Source organism: Granulicella cerasi, from assembly GCF_025685575.1.
Lineage (GTDB): Bacteria > Acidobacteriota > Terriglobia > Terriglobales > Acidobacteriaceae > Granulicella > Granulicella cerasi.
On the sequence record NZ_JAGSYD010000003.1, the window covers coordinates 669,001 to 688,305 of the forward strand.

The 19,305-nt window shown below is 60.6% G+C and carries 14 protein-coding genes; 9 read left to right on the plus strand and 5 right to left on the minus strand.

All coding sequences use genetic code 11. From position 1 onward, the window contains the following. The first annotated feature begins 17 nt into the window (after nt 1-17). The 5 genes from OHL11_RS12285 (at nt 18) to OHL11_RS12305 (ending at nt 8,974) form a co-directional block, all read left to right on the plus strand. Nucleotides 18-3,467, plus strand: coding sequence for a TonB-dependent receptor (locus OHL11_RS12285; RefSeq protein WP_263371793.1), 3,450 nt, complete (start codon nt 18-20; stop codon nt 3,465-3,467). A gap of 162 nt (nt 3,468-3,629) precedes the next feature. Then, complete coding sequence (locus OHL11_RS12290; RefSeq protein ID WP_263371794.1) at nt 3,630-4,706, plus strand: glycoside hydrolase family 43 protein; 1,077 nt, start codon at nt 3,630-3,632, stop codon at nt 4,704-4,706. Nucleotides 4,707-5,033: 327 nt separating this feature from the next. Beyond that, nucleotides 5,034-5,687, plus strand: a complete 654-nt coding sequence (locus OHL11_RS12295; protein WP_263371795.1) for a (2Fe-2S)-binding protein — start codon at nt 5,034-5,036, stop codon at nt 5,685-5,687. 12 nt (nt 5,688-5,699) lie between these two features. Beyond that, nucleotides 5,700-6,698 (plus strand): FAD binding domain-containing protein, encoded by a 999-nt coding sequence (locus OHL11_RS12300; protein WP_263371796.1) that lies wholly within the window; start codon nt 5,700-5,702, stop codon nt 6,696-6,698. 14 nt (nt 6,699-6,712) lie between these two features. Further along, on the plus strand, nt 6,713-8,974 hold the full coding sequence (locus OHL11_RS12305; protein WP_263371797.1) for a xanthine dehydrogenase family protein molybdopterin-binding subunit: 2,262 nt from the start codon (nt 6,713-6,715) through the stop codon (nt 8,972-8,974). A 66-nt stretch (nt 8,975-9,040) separates the two neighbouring features. Here OHL11_RS12305 and OHL11_RS12310 read toward each other — a convergent pair whose 3' ends face one another. From OHL11_RS12310 to OHL11_RS12320, 3 genes are all read right to left on the minus strand, one after another. Then, nucleotides 9,041-11,023, minus strand: a complete 1,983-nt coding sequence (locus OHL11_RS12310) for a glycoside hydrolase family 3 protein (RefSeq protein WP_263371798.1) — start codon at nt 11,021-11,023, stop codon at nt 9,041-9,043. Between the two features lie 18 nt (nt 11,024-11,041). Beyond that, the gene (locus OHL11_RS12315) at nt 11,042-12,394 is read right to left on the minus strand and encodes a carbohydrate porin (RefSeq protein WP_263371799.1); all 1,353 of its coding nucleotides are present in this window, start codon (nt 12,392-12,394) and stop codon (nt 11,042-11,044) included. A 75-nt stretch (nt 12,395-12,469) separates the two neighbouring features. Further along, nucleotides 12,470-13,174, minus strand: coding sequence for a GntR family transcriptional regulator (locus OHL11_RS12320; protein ID WP_263371800.1), 705 nt, complete (start codon nt 13,172-13,174; stop codon nt 12,470-12,472). A gap of 205 nt (nt 13,175-13,379) precedes the next feature. Here OHL11_RS12320 and OHL11_RS12325 point away from each other — a divergent pair, with 205 nt between their 5' ends. Beyond that, entirely contained in the window at nt 13,380-14,549 is a 1,170-nt protein-coding gene (locus tag OHL11_RS12325; protein WP_263371801.1) for a phosphoserine transaminase, read from the plus strand. A 223-nt stretch (nt 14,550-14,772) separates the two neighbouring features. Next, on the plus strand, nt 14,773-15,804 hold the full coding sequence (locus OHL11_RS12330) for a helix-turn-helix domain-containing protein (RefSeq protein ID WP_263371802.1): 1,032 nt from the start codon (nt 14,773-14,775) through the stop codon (nt 15,802-15,804). A gap of 12 nt (nt 15,805-15,816) precedes the next feature. Here OHL11_RS12330 and OHL11_RS12335 read toward each other — a convergent pair whose 3' ends face one another. Beyond that, a complete protein-coding gene (locus OHL11_RS12335; RefSeq protein ID WP_263371803.1) occupies nt 15,817-16,371 on the minus strand; it encodes a TetR/AcrR family transcriptional regulator in 555 nt (184 codons plus the stop codon). Between the two features lie 200 nt (nt 16,372-16,571). On the opposite strand from OHL11_RS12335, the gene OHL11_RS12340 reads away from it, so the two are divergent. Together OHL11_RS12340 and OHL11_RS12345 are read left to right on the plus strand one after the other, a co-directional pair. Then, nucleotides 16,572-17,339: an alpha/beta hydrolase gene (locus tag OHL11_RS12340; protein ID WP_263371804.1), complete on the plus strand. Its 768-nt coding sequence runs from the start codon at nt 16,572-16,574 to the stop codon at nt 17,337-17,339. Between the two features lie 183 nt (nt 17,340-17,522). After that, complete coding sequence (locus tag OHL11_RS12345; RefSeq protein WP_263371805.1) at nt 17,523-18,152, plus strand: response regulator; 630 nt, start codon at nt 17,523-17,525, stop codon at nt 18,150-18,152. A gap of 13 nt (nt 18,153-18,165) precedes the next feature. Here the strand turns inward: OHL11_RS12345 and OHL11_RS12350 are convergent, their stop codons facing one another. Next, a complete protein-coding gene (locus OHL11_RS12350) occupies nt 18,166-19,266 on the minus strand; it encodes a DUF5700 domain-containing putative Zn-dependent protease (protein ID WP_263371806.1) in 1,101 nt (366 codons plus the stop codon). Nucleotides 19,267-19,305 lie beyond the last annotated feature (39 nt).

Sequence of the window (19,305 nt, forward strand, 5' to 3'; positions counted from 1 at the left end):
CAGGAGAATCAGGCTTCATGCGCTTCAAGCCATACACCTATCTCGCACTCGCGCCGCTTGCACTGAGCAGCATGCGCAGCTTCGCGCAGTTTGAAACAGCCTCTATCGTGGGCCGCGTCACCGACTCCACCGGCGCCGTTGTCGCCAACGCCATGGTGTCCGTGACGAACGACGCTACGAACATCACCATCACGCGCAAGACCGACAAGGCCGGACAGTATGCGGTTCCCGCCTTGCAGGTAGGCACGTACACCATCAAGATCTCGCTGCCGGGCTTCAACGAACAGACGCTCAAGGACGTTCGCCTCTCCGTTGGCACCAACCAGCAGGTGAATGCGCAGCTTGTACCAGGCACCTCAGAGACCGTGACGGTTGACTCGCAGGAGCTTCAACTCGAGACCGCAAGCAGCCAGAAGCAGCAGGTCATCGGCAGCGATACCATCGACGCGTTTCCGCTGCTCAACATGAACTACAGCGATCTTGTGCAGCTTTCCGCAGGCGTGGTGCAGGACGCTGTGGGCCAGGACCTTGGCACGAGCAGCGTGGTGCGTGAAGGCTCGTACAACATCAACGGCATGCGCTCGACGTACAACAACTACCTGCTCGACGGCATGGACAACAACGCGCACGGCACGTCGAACCAGGGCTTCTCCAACCAGGTCATCAATCCTTCGCAGTATGATCTTTCGCAATTCTCGATCGTCACGACGATTCCTTCGGCCGAGTATGGCCGCTCGGCAGGTGGCACGATCAACGTAGCGTTCAAGACGGGCACGAACCACTTTCACGGCATGTTGTGGGAGTCCTTCCGCAACACGCTGTTGAACGCGAACGGCTACTTCCGCGCAACCGACAACTCCGGCGCCACGAGGCGCACCACGCTGAACCGCAACCAGTTCGGTGGCAACATCGGCGGTCCGTTCCTGCGCAACAAGTTCTTCTTCTTCGCTGACTACGAGGGCGTTCGCCAGGCACGGCAGGTGGTGAACCAGGCGAACATCTTCACGGTGGCGCAGCATCAGTTGATCGCTTCGCCTTCTGCGAGCAACAACACCACGACCGTGATGAACCCCTTCACCGGAGCGACGTATGCTGCGGACCGTCCGCTGCCGCGCAGTGTGCTGTCGCCGATCGCGTTGTCGATTCTTGATGCGTTCCCCTTGCCGAAAAACAACGGCGCGGGCGCCGGCTCGATTTCGAGCAACTGGTCTTCGCTGCAGCGTTTCGTGAACAGCTACGACAAGGAAGATGCTCGACTCGACATCCAGTGGAGCCCACGCATGTCGTCGTTTGCGCGTGTGAGCCAATCGAAGGAGCACGATCTCGATGGTCCGCTGTTGCCGCCTCCGATCAGCGGCAGCTCCAGCTACTACCGCACCATCAATCAGCAGCTCGCGTTCGGCCTGACGCGTCAGGTGGGCGCGGCGCAGTTGCTCGAAGCACGCCTCGGCATCTCGTATACGAAGGCCGGCAAGATGCCGTACACCATCGGTGATCCGCGCACCTTCGGCATTCAGGGCATCCCCACTGATCCCCGCATCTGGGGCGGCCTGGTAACGCAGGAACTCGCTGGCTACAGCGACATCGGCCGTCAGTCGACGAGCCCGCAGTGGCAGTACCCGTTCTTCCTCGATCCGAAGGTGAGCTACTCGTGGCTGGTGGGCAAGCACAACCTGAAGACCGGCTATGAGTTCAACTATCTGCGCCAGACCGTGCAAGACGTGAACCCGATCTACGGTGACATGCAGTATCAATCGTCCTTCACCGGCTATACCTTCAGCGACTTCATGTTCGGCGTCCCGGACCAGATCTCGATGACAAGCCTCTTCGTTGCGCATCTTCGTCAGGGCGGACACGGCGCGTTCCTACAGGACGATTGGCGCATTCTTCCGAAGCTGACGCTCAACATCGGTCTGCGCTACGAGTACACCTCGCACTTCGAAGAGAAGGACAGCCGCATGACCAACTTCGATCCGCAGAACACGCCGCAGACCGGACAGATGATCCGCGCAGCGGCCTCCGGCTCGGCGTACCAGAAGCAGCTGATCGATCCCGACCTCAACGACCTGATGCCGCGCTTCGGCCTGGCCTTCTCGCCCAACTCGAAGCTCGTAGTCCACGGTGGCTATGGCATCGGTTACATGCACTACACGCGCTCGGGCGAAGCGGATGACCTTGCCGTGAACGGGCCGCAGATGAACGCTGTGGTCTATAACCAGATCCCCGCGTACACGAAGCTGACGGGCGTGACCGCGACCTCCACGTTCTACTCGCTCGACAACGGCTTCCCACAGAACATGGCATCGCCGTCGAACTTCAACCTCTACACCTCGATGGTGAAGTGGGTGCCGCGCAGCTACCGCGACCCGTACGTGCAGAGCTGGTATGTCGGCGTGCAGACAGCGATTGGATCGAAGATGCTCGCGGACATCGCCTACGTGGGCAACCACGGCGTGAAGCTGCAGGAAGTCGGCACCTACAACCAGCGTCGTCCTGAGCTGGGCACAGACGCGCAGGGCTACTTCCGTCGCCCTTACTCGAACATCGCCGACGTCACCGAGACGTACAACGGCGGCATGAGCAACTACAACGGCCTGCAGGCTCGCATCGAAGGCAAGAACATCTTCGGTCTGTGGTTCCTGAATGCGTTCACCTGGTCGCGTGCGCTCGGCAATGTGGGCGACTTCCTGACGGCGTCGCGCGGCTTCTCCGGCAGCCCGACGGATTACTACGGCAATAGCCGAGAAGACTACGGCCCGCTGCAGTTCGATCTGCCCATCGTCAACATCACTTCGCTGACGTGGAAGATCCCCGTGGGCCGCGGACGAACGTTCCTGCGCCATGCCAACAGAGCGGTGGATTCGGTTGTTGGCGGCTGGCAGATCGCGATGTATCACCAGTTCCACTCCGGCCCCGCTTTGACGCCGAACTTCACGCCGAGCGGTGTGAACCTGCTGACGAACAACGGCGGCATTCAGTACCGCCCGTACTTCGCCTCGGTAGCAAACCTTACGCCCGCTCAGGTGCGCAAGCAGGCGCATCAGCGTATGCATATTCCGGGACACCCGGAGCGTGCGTTCTGCGACTCGGTCTATGCGAGCACGGCACAGGCAAGCTACAGCGGTTGCACGGTGATGTTCGCCACGACAAACCCATACTCAACGGGCGCGACCTCCACCACAGCCACCACGGCAGACCAAAACGGAACAGCGAACGACCCGCGCGGCAACGTGCCGAACGGCTTCCTGCGCGGCGACTCCTATGACTCGCTGGATGCCAGCGTGGCCAAGATGTTCGTGCTTCCCTTCAACGCTCGTCTTGAGATTCGCGGACAGTTCTACAACGTGCTGAACAAGACGAACTTCACGGTGCCGGGCATGACCTGCTGCTCGACCTCCTTTGGCCGCATCACCAGCACCTATGGTCCAGGTCGTATCGGACAGGTCCAGGCGCGCCTCAACTTTTAACGCACCACGAAGCAGCAACCGGCGGCGGATACGATCTCGTATCCGCCGCCCGCTTTTGGTGGCAACGACAGACCGCGTATGGTGCAAACGTACTATGCGACTTGCCTGTGGTGAGGGGCACGAACGTACTATCGTTGCAGCGTTTTGCAGAGAGGTATGGGGATGAAGTCTTTTGCATCGGCAGCAGTAGTGTCTGCGCTGATTTTTCTGGGTACACAAGCGGTCCATTCACAGGAGATGGAGCATCGGCAGTTTCTTTCGCAGCCGCTCGTCACGTCCATCTACACGGCTGACCCTTCCGCGCATGTCTTTCACGGCAAGCTGTATATCTACCCCTCCCACGATGTGCCGACCGACATTCCTGACGACGACCTCGGCAGCGAGTATGCGATGCACGACTACCGCGTGCTGCAGATGGACGCACCTGGCAAACCGCCGGTGATCGGCCCCGTCGCGCTCGATGTCAAGGACGTGCCGTGGGCGTCCAAGCAGATGTGGGCGCCGGATGCGGCGTATCGCAACGGCACCTACTACCTCTACTTCCCAGCACGCGATAAGCAGGGCGTCTTCCGCATCGGCGTTGCAACCTCGAGCGATCCGATGGGGCCGTTCAAGGCTGAGCCTGAGCCGATTGCAGGAACCTACAGCATCGACCCCGCCGTCTTCACCGATGGCGACGGCAAAAGCTACATCTACTTCGGCGGCATCTGGGGCGGGCAGTTGGAAAACTGGCCGACCGGCAAGTTCACGGCCGGCTCCTCCACCGATCTGAAGCAGGATGATAAGCCCGCACTGATGCCCAAGGTCGCGATGCTCGCGCCGGACATGAAGCATCTGGCCGCACCGGCGAAGGATGCGGTAATCGTGGATGAGAACGGCAAGCCGTTGCTGGGTGGCGATCACGACCGCCGCTTCTTCGAAGCGTCGTGGATGTTCAAACGCAATGGGCTGTACTACTTCACCTACTCGACGGGCGACACACACTTCCTCGCCTACGCTGTGGGCAAAAGCCCGCTCGGTCCGTTCACGTACAAGGGCCACTTTCTGCTGCCGGTGCAAGGTTGGACCACGCATCAGTCGGTGGTGGAGTGGGAGGGCAAGTGGTGGCTTTTCTACGCGGACACGCAGCTTTCCAACAAGAACCATCTGCGTAACGTGAAGATGACGGAGTTGCACTTCAACGCCGACGGCTCCATCCAGATGGTGGACCCGTTCGCATCCCCTGATGGAAAGAAGTAGCTCCGTCGCCAGAGTGATCACCGAGGCGTCGCGCTCCGAGCGCGGCGCCTTCCACTTTCATGAATCCGCTGCATGACCGAAATGAGATTTTCGGCAGGCTCTTTCAGCGACAAACCGCATCCAAGCAAGAACACGCGTGTGCGTCCCGAGCTAGTGAAATCGCGGGTTTTATACGAAATCATGTCATTCGATTCGTTAGCTTATACGACTTGCAAGGATGTTCATACGCAGTGTGGATAATGAACGCAGACTGGCGTCCGCAGCGTGTGGCGCTGAGCATCATTTCGTCAGAACGAATGCAGTAAACCGACACATCGGAGGTGCGAAATGCCGAAGGACGACGATAACGGAACGCCCATGACTTCGCTGGAAAAGCTGAGTCGACGATCGTTTCTCACGCGGGCCGGCATGGCCGGCGTAGCTGGCGCGACGCTTACGGTTGCACCGCTTGCGAACGCCGCCGTCGAAGCAGAGCCCAAGCGGACCGATGCGCCGTCGGCGCCGATCCCCGGCACCATGCCCATCACGTTGCGCGTCAACGGCGAAACGCATCGCATTGCGGTGGATCCGCGCGCGACGGTGCTCGACACACTGCGTGAAACGCTGCATCTTACCGGCACGAAAAAGGGCTGCGACCACGGCCAATGCGGTGCCTGCACGGTCCACGTGAACGGCGAACGAGCCAACAGCTGTCTGCTCTTTGCTTCGATGCAACAAGGCAAAGAGATCACCACGATCGAAGGACTGGGCACGCCGGAGAAGATGCATCCGATGCAGGCCTCGTTTGTGGAGCACGACGGCTATCAGTGCGGCTATTGCACATCGGGGCAGATCATGTCTGCCACCGCCATGATGCACGAGAAGTGGGGCCCGAACGACAACGACGTGAAGGAAGCGCTGAGCGGCAACATCTGTCGCTGTGGAGCTTACCCGAACATCGTCGCCGCAGTGCAGGCCTGCCGTCGCAACAACATCGCCTAAGAGGAGTCGCGTATGCAGCCGTTTGAACTGATTACTCCCGCCAGCGTGCCCGATGCCGTGAAGGCCCAGGCCGCGGCGTCGACCGCGCAGCAGGGCGCTCCGGTGCGCTTCATTGCCGGGGGTACGAACCTCGTCGACTACATGAAGCTGAACGTGGAGACGCCACGACAGCTCGTGGAAATCAATGGCCTTCCGCTCGACAAGATCGAAGCAACGGCGGATGGTGGCTTGAAGCTCGGTGCGCTGACGCGCAACACCTTCGTGGCGAATCATGCCGATGTTGTGCAGCGTTATCCGGTGCTGTCGCAGGCGATTCTGAGCGGCGCGTCCACGCAGCTGCGCAACATGGCGACGACCGCAGGCAATCTGCTGCAGAAAACTCGCTGTGTCTACTATCGCGACACCGCGTATGCCTGCAACAAGCGTCAGCCGGGCAGCGGATGCTCGGCGATCGGCGGCCACAATCGCATGATGGCGATTCTCGGCACGAGCGATAAGTGCATCGCGAGCAATCCGTCCGACCAGAACGTCGCGCTGATGGCGCTCGACGCTACCGTGCACATCAGCGGCACGAAGGGCGAGCGTACGGTGCCGATCACCTCGTTTTATACGTTGCCTGGCAACACGCCTGATCGTGAAACGGTGCTGGAGCCCGGCGATCTGATCACGCATGTCAGCATTCCTGCATTGCCTGCGGGCGCGAAGAGCCTGTACCTCAAGCTACGCGATCGCGCGTCGTACGAGTTCGCGCTGGCGTCCGCAGCCGTAGTCCTGAAGACCAGCAACGGCCACATCGACTTCGTGCGCGTAGCGTTGGGCGGAGTCGGTGCGGTGCCCTGGCGCAGCCGAGAAGCGGAACACGCCCTGCATGGGAAAGCGGCCACCGCAGCGAACTTCCGCCATGCCGCAGAGATCGCGCTGCATGGTGCACGCCCTCAGTCACAAAACGGATTCAAGGTAGAGCTTGCCAAGCGCTGCCTTACTCACGCTCTCACCCAGGCAATCGCCTAAGCGAGGAACAAGATATGTTTGCGACGCAGAACCCGCAGCAGCAAGCGTCTCAGCCGGTCACGGAAAGCAATGTGATCGGCAAACCGACTCCGCGCATCGATGGTCCGCTGAAGACGACCGGGAGCGCGATGTACGCTTCGGATTATCACTTCCCGGACCTGGCTTACGCATGGCCCGTTACCGCTACGATTGCGAGCGGCAACATTACGAGCATCGACAGCTCCGCCGCTCGTAAGATGCCGGGCGTACTGGCGGTGTATACGCATGAGGATATCGGCACGCTCTACCGCACACCTCCGGCCGCGGGCTTCAGCATGATCATCGACGAGAAGCGACCGCCGCTGGAAGATAACGTGGTGCGCTACTACGGCCAGTATGTTGCGGTGGCCGTAGCGCAGACGATGGAGCAGGCACGCGCCGCCGCTGAAGCTGTGAAGGTGAGCTACAGCAAGACGCCCCATGACACGAGCGAACCCGTGCTTGGTACGCCGGTGGCGACGAACAGCAAGAAGAACATCACGAAGCGCGGAGATGCCGCCGCAGCGTTCGCAACAGGCGCGGTGAAGCACGATGCAAGCTACTCCACGCCTGCAGAGACGCATAATCCCATTGAGCTTCATGCGTCGGTGGCCGTGTATGAGGACGGTAAGTTCACGCTCTACGAGACCTCGCAGGCCGTGATGAATCATCGCGATGTGATGGCTGCGATGCTCGGCGTTCCGCCGGAGAATGTGAAGGTCATCACGAAGTTTCTGGGCTCGGGCTTTGGCGGCAAGCTGTGGCCGTGGCCTCATGCACTGCTCGCGGCTTCTTGTGCGCGCAATCTGCAGCGGCCGGTGAAGCTGGTGGTCTCACGCAGCATGATGTTCCAGAGCGTGGGCCATCGGCCGGCGATCGATCAACGTATCCAACTCGCTGCCGACTCCACGGGTAAGCTGCAGTCGATCGAACAGGAGTACGTGAACCACACCAGCATCCTCGACGACTATGACGAAGGCTGCGGCGAAGCGACGGGCTTCCTTTACTCCTGCCCCAACGTGCTCGTGAAGGGCGGGCTCGCGCGCCGTAACGTTGGCACGCCAACATCGATGCGCGGACCCGGCGCGGTGCCTGGGCTGTACGCGCTGGAGAGCGCTATGGATGAACTCGCGCTCAAGCTGAAGGTCGACCCAATCGCGCTCCGCTTGATGAACGAGCCGAGCAAAGATGAGAGCTCCGGACAGGAGTTCTCTTCGCGCCACTTGAAGGAGTGCCTCACCGTTGGCGCGGAGAAATTCGGATGGTCAAAGCGCAATCCGACCGTAGGCTCGATGAAGAACGCGGATGGAACCATCGTGGGCTGGGGCGTAGCCGCGTGCACGTGGATCGCCGCGCGCATGGAAGCCGAAGCCGCGGTGGAACTGTTGCAGGACGGCACGGCTCGGGTGGCTTGTGGCACGCAGGATATCGGCACGGGCACCTACACCGTCGTGGGGCAGGTGGTTGCGCATGAGACGGGGTTGCCGCTGGAGAAGATCGATGTCGTGATCGGCGACTCGTCGCTCCCTCCTGGCCCCGTGAGCGGTGGATCGTGGGCGACCGCGTCGATGACTCCTGCAGTGCTGCAAGCTGCGCAGAAGGCGGTGCAGGCGCTCGTGGGCCTTGCGACGAAGGCGACCGGCTCCCCTTTCATGGGCAAGAACACTGGTGACCTTGAATACGTCGACGGCATGGTGCGCCTGAAGGCTGATCCGTCTCATCAGATCGCGTTCGGCGATCTGCTGAAGCTGACGAAGGTGAATGCGGTGAGCGGTAAGGGCAGCGCTCAAGGCACATTGGGCAATCCGCAAACGAAGTATTCGTTTCACAGCTACGGTGCGCAGTTTGCGGAGGTAACGTGGCAGCCTGAGATTGCGCGCCTGCGTGTAAGTCGTGTCGTCACCGTCATCGATGCCGGTCGGATGCTGAATCCGAAGGCTGCGCGCAACCAGATTGAAGGGGCGGTGGTGATGGGCGTCGGCATGGCCATGCTCGAGGCGACCGAGTACGACCAACGCAGCGGCGCTCCGATCAACGCGAGCCTCGCAGATTACATCGTGGCGGTGAACGCAGACCATCCGGAGATTGACGTTACATTCCTCGATTACCCCGACTACAAGCTGAACGCCCTGGGCGCGCGTGGTGTCGGCGAAATCGGCCTCGCCGGTATCGCTGCAGCGATTGCGAACGCGGTACATCATGCAACGGGCAAGCGCGTGCGCAACCTACCCATCAAAATCGAAGACCTGCTGGCTTAGCTTGATGCAGCAAACGCCCAGACCATGGATGGTCTGGGCGTTTGTTTGTAGGCACTGAACGCTGCGCTAGTACGACAGACCAAAGCCACGCTTGAAGAGCGGGTTCGCATCATCGTCCGGCAGGTCACTCTTCTGCGCCGCGACGGCTTCCGGAGAGCTGGGCAGGTTGAACGGCAGATGCCCCTGCGGATGCAACTGTCCTGTGAGCAGCTTCAGCAGCGGAGCGTCGCCGATACCGAAGTCGCCGATGACAGCAGTTGCGTGCGGCAGCACATTTGTCAGGATCAGCGGGCGCTCGAGTGTCGTCACAAAGATCGTCGGTGTGCGCTCGCTGATGCTGAGCAGCTTGGCATATGCTTCGTCGCTCGTTGCGAAGGCCAGTCGGCCTTCGTGCTGACGCGAGCCGAAGAAGTATTGCGTATGTTCGCTCTGATACGGCGCGGGAGCACGCACGATCGCAACCTCTGCCTGTGATGGGTCATCCACGACCGTTAGCCCGATGGCCTTCGCAGCTTCGGGCTTGATGCCATACAGATAGACCTTGGTGGCGGCAGCAAGCGGCAACGTCTGCTTGCCGTGCGCCGCTTTATTCTGCAGCACGACAGCTGCGGCGGCCTGCGCCTGTTCGCCTTCAGCAACGAACTTCGCGTTGCCAGCGATCACGCTGGCCTTCGCTTCATCCACATACGGCTGCTCGAAGAGCCCCATCTGAAACTTCTGCACGAGGATCGCAAACGCCGCGGCGTTCACACGCTCTTGCGAGATCAGCTTCTTGTGCACCGCGTCCACGATCAGGTCAGACTCTTCGGTGCCACCCAACTGGTCCACACCAGCGTTGATCGCCTTCACGAAGCGCTGCTCATGCGTCAGATCGCCGACGCCCCAGGACATGCCGATGTCAGCAGGCGTCGGCTTCTGCCCTGCCGGAGCGCCCTCTCGGCAACGCTCGGAGCAATCATCCGTGACGGCCCAGTCGCTCAGGATGACGCCTTTGAAGTGATAGGTGTCGCGCAGCAAGCCTGTGAGGAGTTGACGATTGAAGCCAGCGCCGACCTGCTCCACAGGTTTGCCTTGCAGCTTGAGGCCCTGCAGGATCGAGTACGTCGGCATCACGGATGCCACTTTTGCGGTGAAGGCTCCCGTGAACGGCACAAGATGCTGTGCGAAGTTATTCGCCGGGAAGGTCGCGTAGCGCCCGTAGTAGTTGTGGCTGTCCCAACCGTCCTTGGCTGCGCCGTAGCCCACCCAATGCTTCACCACCGCCGCAACGCTGCCCGGGTTCAGTCCGTTGGGGCCGTTCTGAACGCCAGCGACGTAGGCTTCCACCATCTGCTTCACGACCTGCGGATCGGAACCGAAGGTGCCGTTCGAGCGCGCCCACCGTGGCTCCGTAAGCAGGTCTGCCTGAGGAGCGAGTGACTCGCGGATGCCGACGGCGATGTACTCCTGGCGAACGACATCGGCGAAGCGGCGCGTCGTCGCAGCGTCACCTATCGCGGCAAAGCCTAGCGGCTCCGGCCAGAGCGAGAAGGTCGCGTCCGAAACGCTCGCACCGATCACCTGCTGGAAGTGATGGCGCGGATCGGAAGAGATCGTTACCGGGATTCCCCATCGCTCTTTCTCGGCCAGCGCCTGTACTTCGTTGTTCTCATGCGCGAAGGCGGAAGGCTTCGCGCTGAGGCGCGTGATGAAAGTGCGCACATGCTTCTGCTGCATCATCTGCTGCGCCTTCGCCAGATCGTAGTTCTTGCCCACGCCGAGCACGGCCATTGGGCCAAAGCTCGGCAGCGTGCCGTGCACCATCAGACCTGCGGCTTCTTCCAGACTCAATCGACCGACGAGATCTTTCGCACGCTCTTCCGGCGAAAGCCGCCAGTCCTCGTAGGGGTCGAGCTTCCCGTTGCGGTCGAGGTCCTTGAACTTCAACCCAGCGATCTGCAGCACAGGCACGTCACGCGCGCCAAGCTCCGGCTGGCGCTGAGCATGTGCCAGAGGAGCAAACGCCATCGGGAAAAGGAACAAACCTACGAGGAGAAAGCGGCTTTGCATCGGTAGATTCCTCACGCGCTAGAAGAAGAAGATCAGCGAGCCAACGACATTGAAGGCTCCGCCCAGACGCGGTGTGCGAGCCGGGTGGTCCGTATAGCTGAAGCCCGGCGCGAACGTGATGCCAGGACGCAGACGCGCGGAGTATGTCGCAGCAACTGAGTTCGATCCAGAGTAGGCCGTTCCATTGGCGTTCGTCGTTACGCGGTTGAAGTCCGGGCTGAAGCTGGTATGCGAAAGCACCACGCTGCTCAGATCATTCGGGCGATGCGGAAAGAGGCCGATGTCGTAGAGACGCGCTTCGTAATACTGTGTCGATGAATCGTAGCGCGGCGGCGCGTACATGAACGTCACGCCACCGTAAAGACCCTGTCGGCCGGTGCCTGCGGTCGAGTGCGTGAACTGCTGGTCCACCAGCGCATACGTCGCCCAGTTCCCCGTCTCGGTCTTATTGCTGATGATGTTCTTGAAACCCGTCGTGTTCGTCAGATACCCTGCGCGGAACCACGTCTGCTTATCAGTCGCGCTGGAGTTCTTCTTATAGCCGAACTCGTTGATCGTGAGCAGGCCATCACCGTGCGGCGCAAAGCGGAAGCCCGTCTGATCGCGCTTCACTTCGGTAGCGCCACCGTTCGGGTCGGCGCTGCGCTGGAAGCCGATCTTGTCGTAGAAGTGCTTGGTGAGATGGACGGTCGTGTTCACGCCGGGCGTTCCGTAGGGCGTCGTGTTCTGGCCCACCTGGTACGGAATGACGGCGTACACGCCGAGTGCGCCGGTCGCAAAGGTTCCGCCAACGGCGAAGGCCTCGAACTCAAGGTCATTCTGCAGCCAGCCGAACTTCACTTCGATGCGGTTCTTGAACAAGCTTTGGTAGTACGCCAACTGCAGCGCGCGCGTCGCCTCGGGACCTGAGGGATACCAGCTGGTACGCAGCACGCCCGGCCCCATGATGAGCTGACCGCCGCGGATGTGGAACGCCTGCATGTTGTACGTGAGCACCGGGTACGCACCCACAGCCCAGGTGGCGCGCTGGCCGTTGTACTTCTGGTCGGCGAGCGCCACGGGCGCGTCGAGCACGTTCTGCTGGAACTTGTTGGACTCCGGCACGAAGATGCCAAAGCCGTGCCTGGCCATCGCCACACGCACCGGGTTCGTCGCCCCGGTCACCGAGTTACTGAACGGCGGAAAGGAAATCTCGAGGCCCTTTTCGCCCATGCTCTCCACGAGTGCGCTGTCCGCTGCGTGCTGCGGAGGCGGCGTCTGCGCCTGCTGGGGAGTCACTACGGTCTGCGTCTGCTGGGCGAGAACGGGAAGGCTGATGGCCGAGGTGAGAATGGCCGTGGCGGCGTACTTGAACTTGGGGTTTTGGAACATGCGACCTTCTTTGATATTTGATCAAATCTTCAACGGGCAAAGATTATGCCCCGAAAACAACGGTTGTCAAACCCGCTAAATCTCCACCAGGGTCAACGGATCCTGCACGGTTTCGTCGAGGACGTGGGCGGTGCGGTTGCCGATGCGCGCCAAGTGGTTGTGCATCCGCCTCTTCGCGGTCGCGCCATCCCGCTTGCGACAGTCCTCGAGAATTTCGTAGTGCTCCACATCGCGGCCCAGCATCAGGCCTTCGTAGCCGGTGCGATAGCACTGGGTGCGCTCCCACATGGGCTCAATCGCCCGCAGCAGCCAGGCCGATCCGCTGGCGCGGTAGAGCAGAAAGTGAAAGTCCGTGTGAGCGCGCCACATTGCGGGATAGTCGTGAGCGTCCTCGGCAGACCGGAGCCTTTGCAGGTGTTGCAGGCCTTGTTGATACATCTCTTCGGTAAAATTCGCCGCGGCCTTGGCGACCGCGATCGGCTCCACGGCAAGTCTGGCCTCATAGAGATCGGTCAGCTCTTCCACCGATGTCGGAACAACGCGCGCGCCCTTATGCGGGACATTCTGCACCAGACCAAGCTGCTCCAGCCGGCGCAACGCTTCGCGGATCGGCGTCATGCTGAGTTGCAGGGCCTGCGAGAGTTCCTCGAGACGTAACCGGTCCCCGGGCTTCACATCGCCGTTCAGGATGAGCGAACGGATGCGATCGATGGCCCGTTCGGCCAGCGTTCTGTTGGCGGAAAGGTCCTCAGCGGCTCGGGGGAGGGTGTTGGCGGTCACCGCACGATCCTACAGAGCTTCCTCGTATTTGATCAAATCCTTTCCTTCGAATCGCTGGTAGCTCGCACCTTGCTGAAGCTGCTCGACCACCAGCGGATGTGTCGCTCGATGTACCGTCCCGCAACAGGAGGGTCCGACCCAAGGGTTATCCTTGAAGGTAGCGCTACATTTTTCGTGGAATAGAAACCGCACAGAAGGATTCGCAGTGAACGAGCAAAACGTACGGCCCGCAAAACTTCCCTCCAGTCCGAACTTCTCTTCAGGCCCTTGTGCAAAGCGACCCGGTTGGTCACTTTCTGCGCTGGATGACGCGCTTGTCGGTCGTTCGCACCGCTCGAAGCCCGGAAAGCAGAAGCTGGAAGAGGTGATCACGCTCTCGCGCGAGATCCTCGGCATCCCCGAGGACTATCGCATCGGCATCGTCCCCGGCTCTGACACCGGAGCGATCGAGATGGCCATGTGGTCGATGCTCGGCGAGCGCGGCGTGGACGTGTTTGCGTGGGAAAGCTTCGGCAAGGAGTGGGTGACCGACATCACCAAGCAGCTCAAGCTCGAAGACATCAACGTATATGAGGCGGAGTACGGTGAACTGCCCGACCTCGCCAAGTATGACGCCAAGCGCGACGTGGTCTTCACCTGGAACGGCACCACCTCGGGCGTGCGCGTGCCGAACGGCGAGTGGATTTCGAAGTCGCGCGAAGGCCTGACCTTCTGCGACGCGACCTCGGCTGCCTTTGCGATGGACCTGCCGTGGGAACTGCTGGATGTGACGACGTGGTCATGGCAGAAGGTGTTGGGCGGCGAAGGTGCGCACGGCATGATCGTGCTGAGCCCGCGCGCGGCCGAACGCCTGAAGACGTACAAGCCGTCGCGCCCGCTGCCGAAGATCTTCCGCCTCGCTAAGGGCGCGGAGCTGATCGAAGGTATCTTCAGCGGCGAGACGATCAACACGCCGTCGATGCTTGCGGTGGAAGATGCGCTTGACGGTCTGCGCTGGGCGAAGTCGATCGGTGGCTTGTCGCAGCTCATCGCACGAACGGAAGCGAACCTCTCCGCCATTTCGGAGTGGGTGAAGCAGAGCACTTGGGGTGCGTTCCTCGCATCGAAGCCGGAGACGGTTTCTTCGACTTCGATCTGCCTGAAGATCGTCGATGCAGAGTTCGTGAAGCTGGACGCCAAGCAGCAGGCGGCGTTTGTGAAGTCGCTGACCAGCCTGCTCGAGAAGGAAGGCGCAGCGTACGACATCGCGTCCTACCGTGATGCTCCTGCGGGCCTTCGCGTCTGGGGTGGTGCGACCGTGGAGACGAGCGATATCAAGGACGTTCTCGCATGGCTCGACTATGCCTTCGCCACCGCGAAGAGCAGCCTGGCATAACTCGCGCACGAACGGTTCAACCTGGCGGCCTCGATCTCAACGATCGAGGCCGTTTGCTCTGCCACCCCCCTCGAATTGACTACTCATTTCGCGTCCATCGACCCTTACTCGGCAAGCCCTCAAACCCTAGCCTCAAAGCATCGTTTTCAGACGCGTTCCCGCCAGACGAAGCACCGCACTCTTGCGATGACGCCCCTGAGGAGTCGTGATGAGGCAATCGCAGATGAAGTCTTTTGGGATCGATGTGGCGCGGCTCTTCGCCGGCGCCAGGACGCGTGCTGCCGTATTCAACGGCCTCGCGGAGTCTTGCTTTGCGGCAGCGCGCGTCTCGCAGCCATCGCCACCGACACAGCTTTATCCGGCGATTCAGCGCGAGAAGAGCTACCTCATCGAGGTGCATCTCGGCGACGCGCCTTCGAGTTCCTGGCGAACATGGATCGCGGGAGTGAGTCATCACTCGCCCGACTCCGAGACAGGCGCAGTGAGTTGCTACGACCTCGAGCTCGAACCTCGCTTCCACCGCAACACGCACTTCGAAACCTTCGTCCTGCAGATTTCGAAGGCATCGATCGACGCTTATCTCGACGACGCACAGCTTCCGCCGATCCACTCGTTGCGGAGCTCGGGCGGGAAGCCGGACACCGTGATGCTGCATCTGGCGAGGCTGCTGGACAACTACCTCACCGCAGAGACGAAGCCGTCCGAGCTGTTCATTCGCCACTATCTACAGATGATTTGCGGACACCTGGTCGCGACCTATGGCGCGATGGACACCTCGCTTCAGATCGCCAAGGGTGGCCTCGCGCCGTGGCAGAAGCGACGTGCGCTCGCGATCCTCGAAGCAGATCTCGACGGCGATCTACGACTCGCAAGATTGTCCGCAGAGTGTGGTCTCTCGTCCAGCTACTTCTGCCGTTGCTTCCGCACGACCTTCGGATGTTCGGTGCATCAGTTCGTGGTGAAGAAGCGCATCGAACGCGCGCAAGAACTCCTGCTCGAACAGAAGCTCTCGCTCGCGGAGATAGCGATCGGAACAGGCTTCTCCGATCAGGCTGCGTTCAGCCGCACCTTCATGTCATCCGTGGGCAAGCCTCCGGGCAAGTGGCGGACGGAACAACGTGTGCTACGGCAAGCGAAGAACCACGCGCCGGTGACGATGTTCAGCGGGAACACCGTTGAACCGGAATGGAATGAGATGACGCCGCGCTCAGTCGCGACGGCGAGTCTCGTAGCCTCGAGAAGAGTCGCAGGCTAGTCCCCGCCCGTCTCAGCGGGGTGCCATCAACGCAAGCATGAGCGCCTCGATCTCGATGCTGGACGCGGGCTCACGTTCCATATCGCAATACAACGCAACGCCAAGTAAAGCTGCGGCGATCCATCGCCCAGCTCTGGGCGCACGATCACGGTACTCACGTCCCCACGCGGCGATCGTCTCCGCGATCTGCGTGGACCACGCTTCCATTCCCTGCGACAGTTCCTGCTTGAGCGAGGCAGGCAACGCATGTGCGCGAACGCCGAAGGACGACACAATCGCCAACGCGGTCGGGCTTCCGTGCGACGGACAAGACGCCACGAAGACCGCGTACCCCAGCATCAACTCAGGCGACTTCGCGGTGTGCAACGATTCACGAAGGAACGCGAACTGCTCACGCAGGATGAGCTCCGCGACCTGCTCAGGAGTGCCGAACGCCTCACGAAACACAGCGCGCGAGATGTTCGCCGCAGAACAGATTCGCGATTCCGTGACAGCAACGTATCCCATAGAGCTGAAGAGTCGCGCGGCGACGATGAGAACATGTCGGCTCAGGCTTTGATCGTTCACGACTCCCCCTTGGTCCTAGGCGAATCATCCTTGGAGCCATCGATGCTGTCTTGTGAATACCTGCTCAGGCGGTCACCGCAACGCACACTTCGCCATAAAGCAGCGCGCGCTACATGCCGGGGGGATTTGCCAAACAGGATCAAATCGCACAAGAACTCTCCTGCGCGTCTTCTCTATGGTTCGTGGGAGGAGGAAACACCATGCGTCATTTCACGAAGCATCTTCTAGCGCTTCTCGTTCTAGGGTTTTTCATCACGGCCTTCCCTGCCATGGCACAGACACCGGCGGTCAAGAACATCGTTCTCGTTCATGGCGCTTTTGCCGACGCGTCCAGCTGGTCGAAGGTCATCTCATTGCTACAGGCCAAGGGCTACCACGTTACGGCTGTGGGCAATCCGCTCACCTCATTCGAGGATGACCTCGCCGCAACGAAGCGCATTCTCGCCGTGCAGGACGGCCCCGTGATTCTCGTCGGGCACTCTTACGGCGGCGTGCTGATCACCGAAGCTGGCAACGATCCGAAGGTGGTGGGACTCGTCTACATCAACGCCTTTGCACCGGACGCCGGTCAGTCGATCACGGACATCAGCAAACCGTTTCCTCCGGCACCTGGCCTGGGCAAGCTCGCGCCGCTCTCCGATGGCTTCCTGAAGCTCTCTGACGAAGGCTATAAGACGGCCTTTGTGCAGGACGCGACGCAAGCCGAGAAGGATGTACTCACGGCCGTGCAGCCGCAAACCGCAGGCTCCATCTTTGCAGCGAAGCCGACGAAGGCAGCATGGCATGACAAGCCCGTCTGGTACCTTGCCTCCACGCAGGACATGATGATCAACCCGGACCAAGAGAAGGCGATGGCGAAGACGATGAACGCCAAGCTCACCGTGATCTCTGCGAGCCATGCTGCGATGGTGACGCACCCCAGGGAAGTGGCTGCTGTGATCGAAGCCGCGGCCGCCGCGCAGAAGTAATCCTGCATCACTGACACAGGGCCGCAACCGGTCAACGGTTGTGGCCTTTGCTTTGGTGCGTGTAAGACCTACCTGCAACAGTTCCCACGCGCGGTCAGCAGAGAAAGGCGTTCCATGGTGTATACCGAAAGCTGAGAAGATCACCTAGAGCGCTCGCTCGCGTGGCGAAAGGACAACTCCTCCATGCTTCCTCCACAACCCATCACCGTGATGGTCGTAGACGACCATCCGATCATGCGGTCCGGCCTCACCAGCGAGATCAACTCGCAGAAGGACATGCGCGTCGTCGCCGAGGCTGCGGATGGAATCGACTTCCTGGAGAAGTATCGGATACATCAGCCTGATCTCGTCTTGTTGGATCTTCGTATGCCGCGCATGAATGGCCTCGAAGCATTGAAAGAACTGCGACAGGAGTTTCCCAAAGCGAAGGTCGTCGTCCTGACTACCTTCGCAGGCGACGTCCATGTGCAGCGCGCGTTTCAATCAGGCGCTTCTGGATACATTCTGAAAAACTTGTTGCAGACGGAGCTGTTCGATACCGTCCGCTCCGTGGCAGCGGGACAGCGACGCATTCTCCCGGAGGTCGCTGCACAGATAGCCACTCATGCAGGCAGCGAGCATCTCACCGCGCGCGAACTCACCGTATTGCAAGCGGTCGCGAAGGGCTGCTCGAACAAGATTATCGGCGCAGACCTCGGAATCTCCGAACACACGATCAAGAACCATGTGCAGAGCATTCTTGAGAAGCTCGGCGCCAGCGATCGCACGCACGCCGTGACCATCGGGCTGCAGCGCGGCTTCATCGATCTCTAAGCCCTGTACAGGGCTACTTCGGACAAAACCTTGGCAGCGACTGTGCAGCTCGCAATGTTTCTGCACCAAGGGCTGGATGCTGCTTGTCTCTCCCATACTGCTTGAGCTGCGTATAGCGAAGCACGAACTTCTCCGGAGGAAGCTTCAAGTACTTCGCCAGGCCTTGCGGCCCGTCCTTCTCAGCGATTCCCAGCGCGATGACGTAGCCGAAGTTATAGAGAACGCCATGCCCGTAGAAACCTACATCGTAGACGTCGTCGTAGGCCATAGGATGGGCTGCGTTGAGAGCGATGACGGACATCTCCAGCAGAGAAACACTCGTGCTCACATGCTTGATCCCGTCCGTGAGATCAGCCTCTTGCCGCTTACCGATGCTCGACTGCGCCTGCTGCAACAGTGTGATGTCTTCCACATAGAGGGCCGAGCCCTCTTCGTAGAGATTGGTAAAAAGCTGCTTTGTCTTCAGGCAAGATTGACGCTCTGAACTCATGCCCGTCAGATCAGGAAGGTCCCCGACTCTGCCACTCTCCTTCGCAAAGGCTCCCTGCACTGCGTGGTAGAGCTCATGCGCTATCGTGGTCCTGGCAACGATCAGTTCATCCATGATGCCGATGTTGAGATAGAAATCGGTGCTGCCGAACGCGTAGCCGCCACCGTCACCCGCAGCAACGATGTAACCCTCGAGCGGAAGCTGAAGGTCGACCGGAGAGAACTCTGCAACGCGCGATTGAATCGGCTGCTGAAAGCGCTCGGGGCTCTGTTGAATTTCGTCGACCAACTTCAGGAGCGCCGGTGCCTTCGGCTTGATCATGTCGAAGAGGAAGTAGGCTTCCTCCTTGTTGTGCGGTGCGATGCCATGGGCAGCGTCAAAGAGCGCATCCGCAAAGCTCTGCGTAGTTACGCCCACTTTGAATTCGTGGGCTTTGCGCAGAACACCTTGATTGCCCCGCATCTCCGCGATGGCGAGGCTTTCCTGCCGCGTGAGCTTTGGATTTTGCAAAGCCGTCAGTGTAGCCGACGCCGCTTTGGAATCAATCGAGACCGTAGTGGCGCGCGCCGATACAGCAAGCACTGCAAGCACGAAGGACGCGAGGGCGATGCGTAAACGAAGCATAGTGTGTTCTCAACGGAAGCGATTTCGGCCTCGCCATGC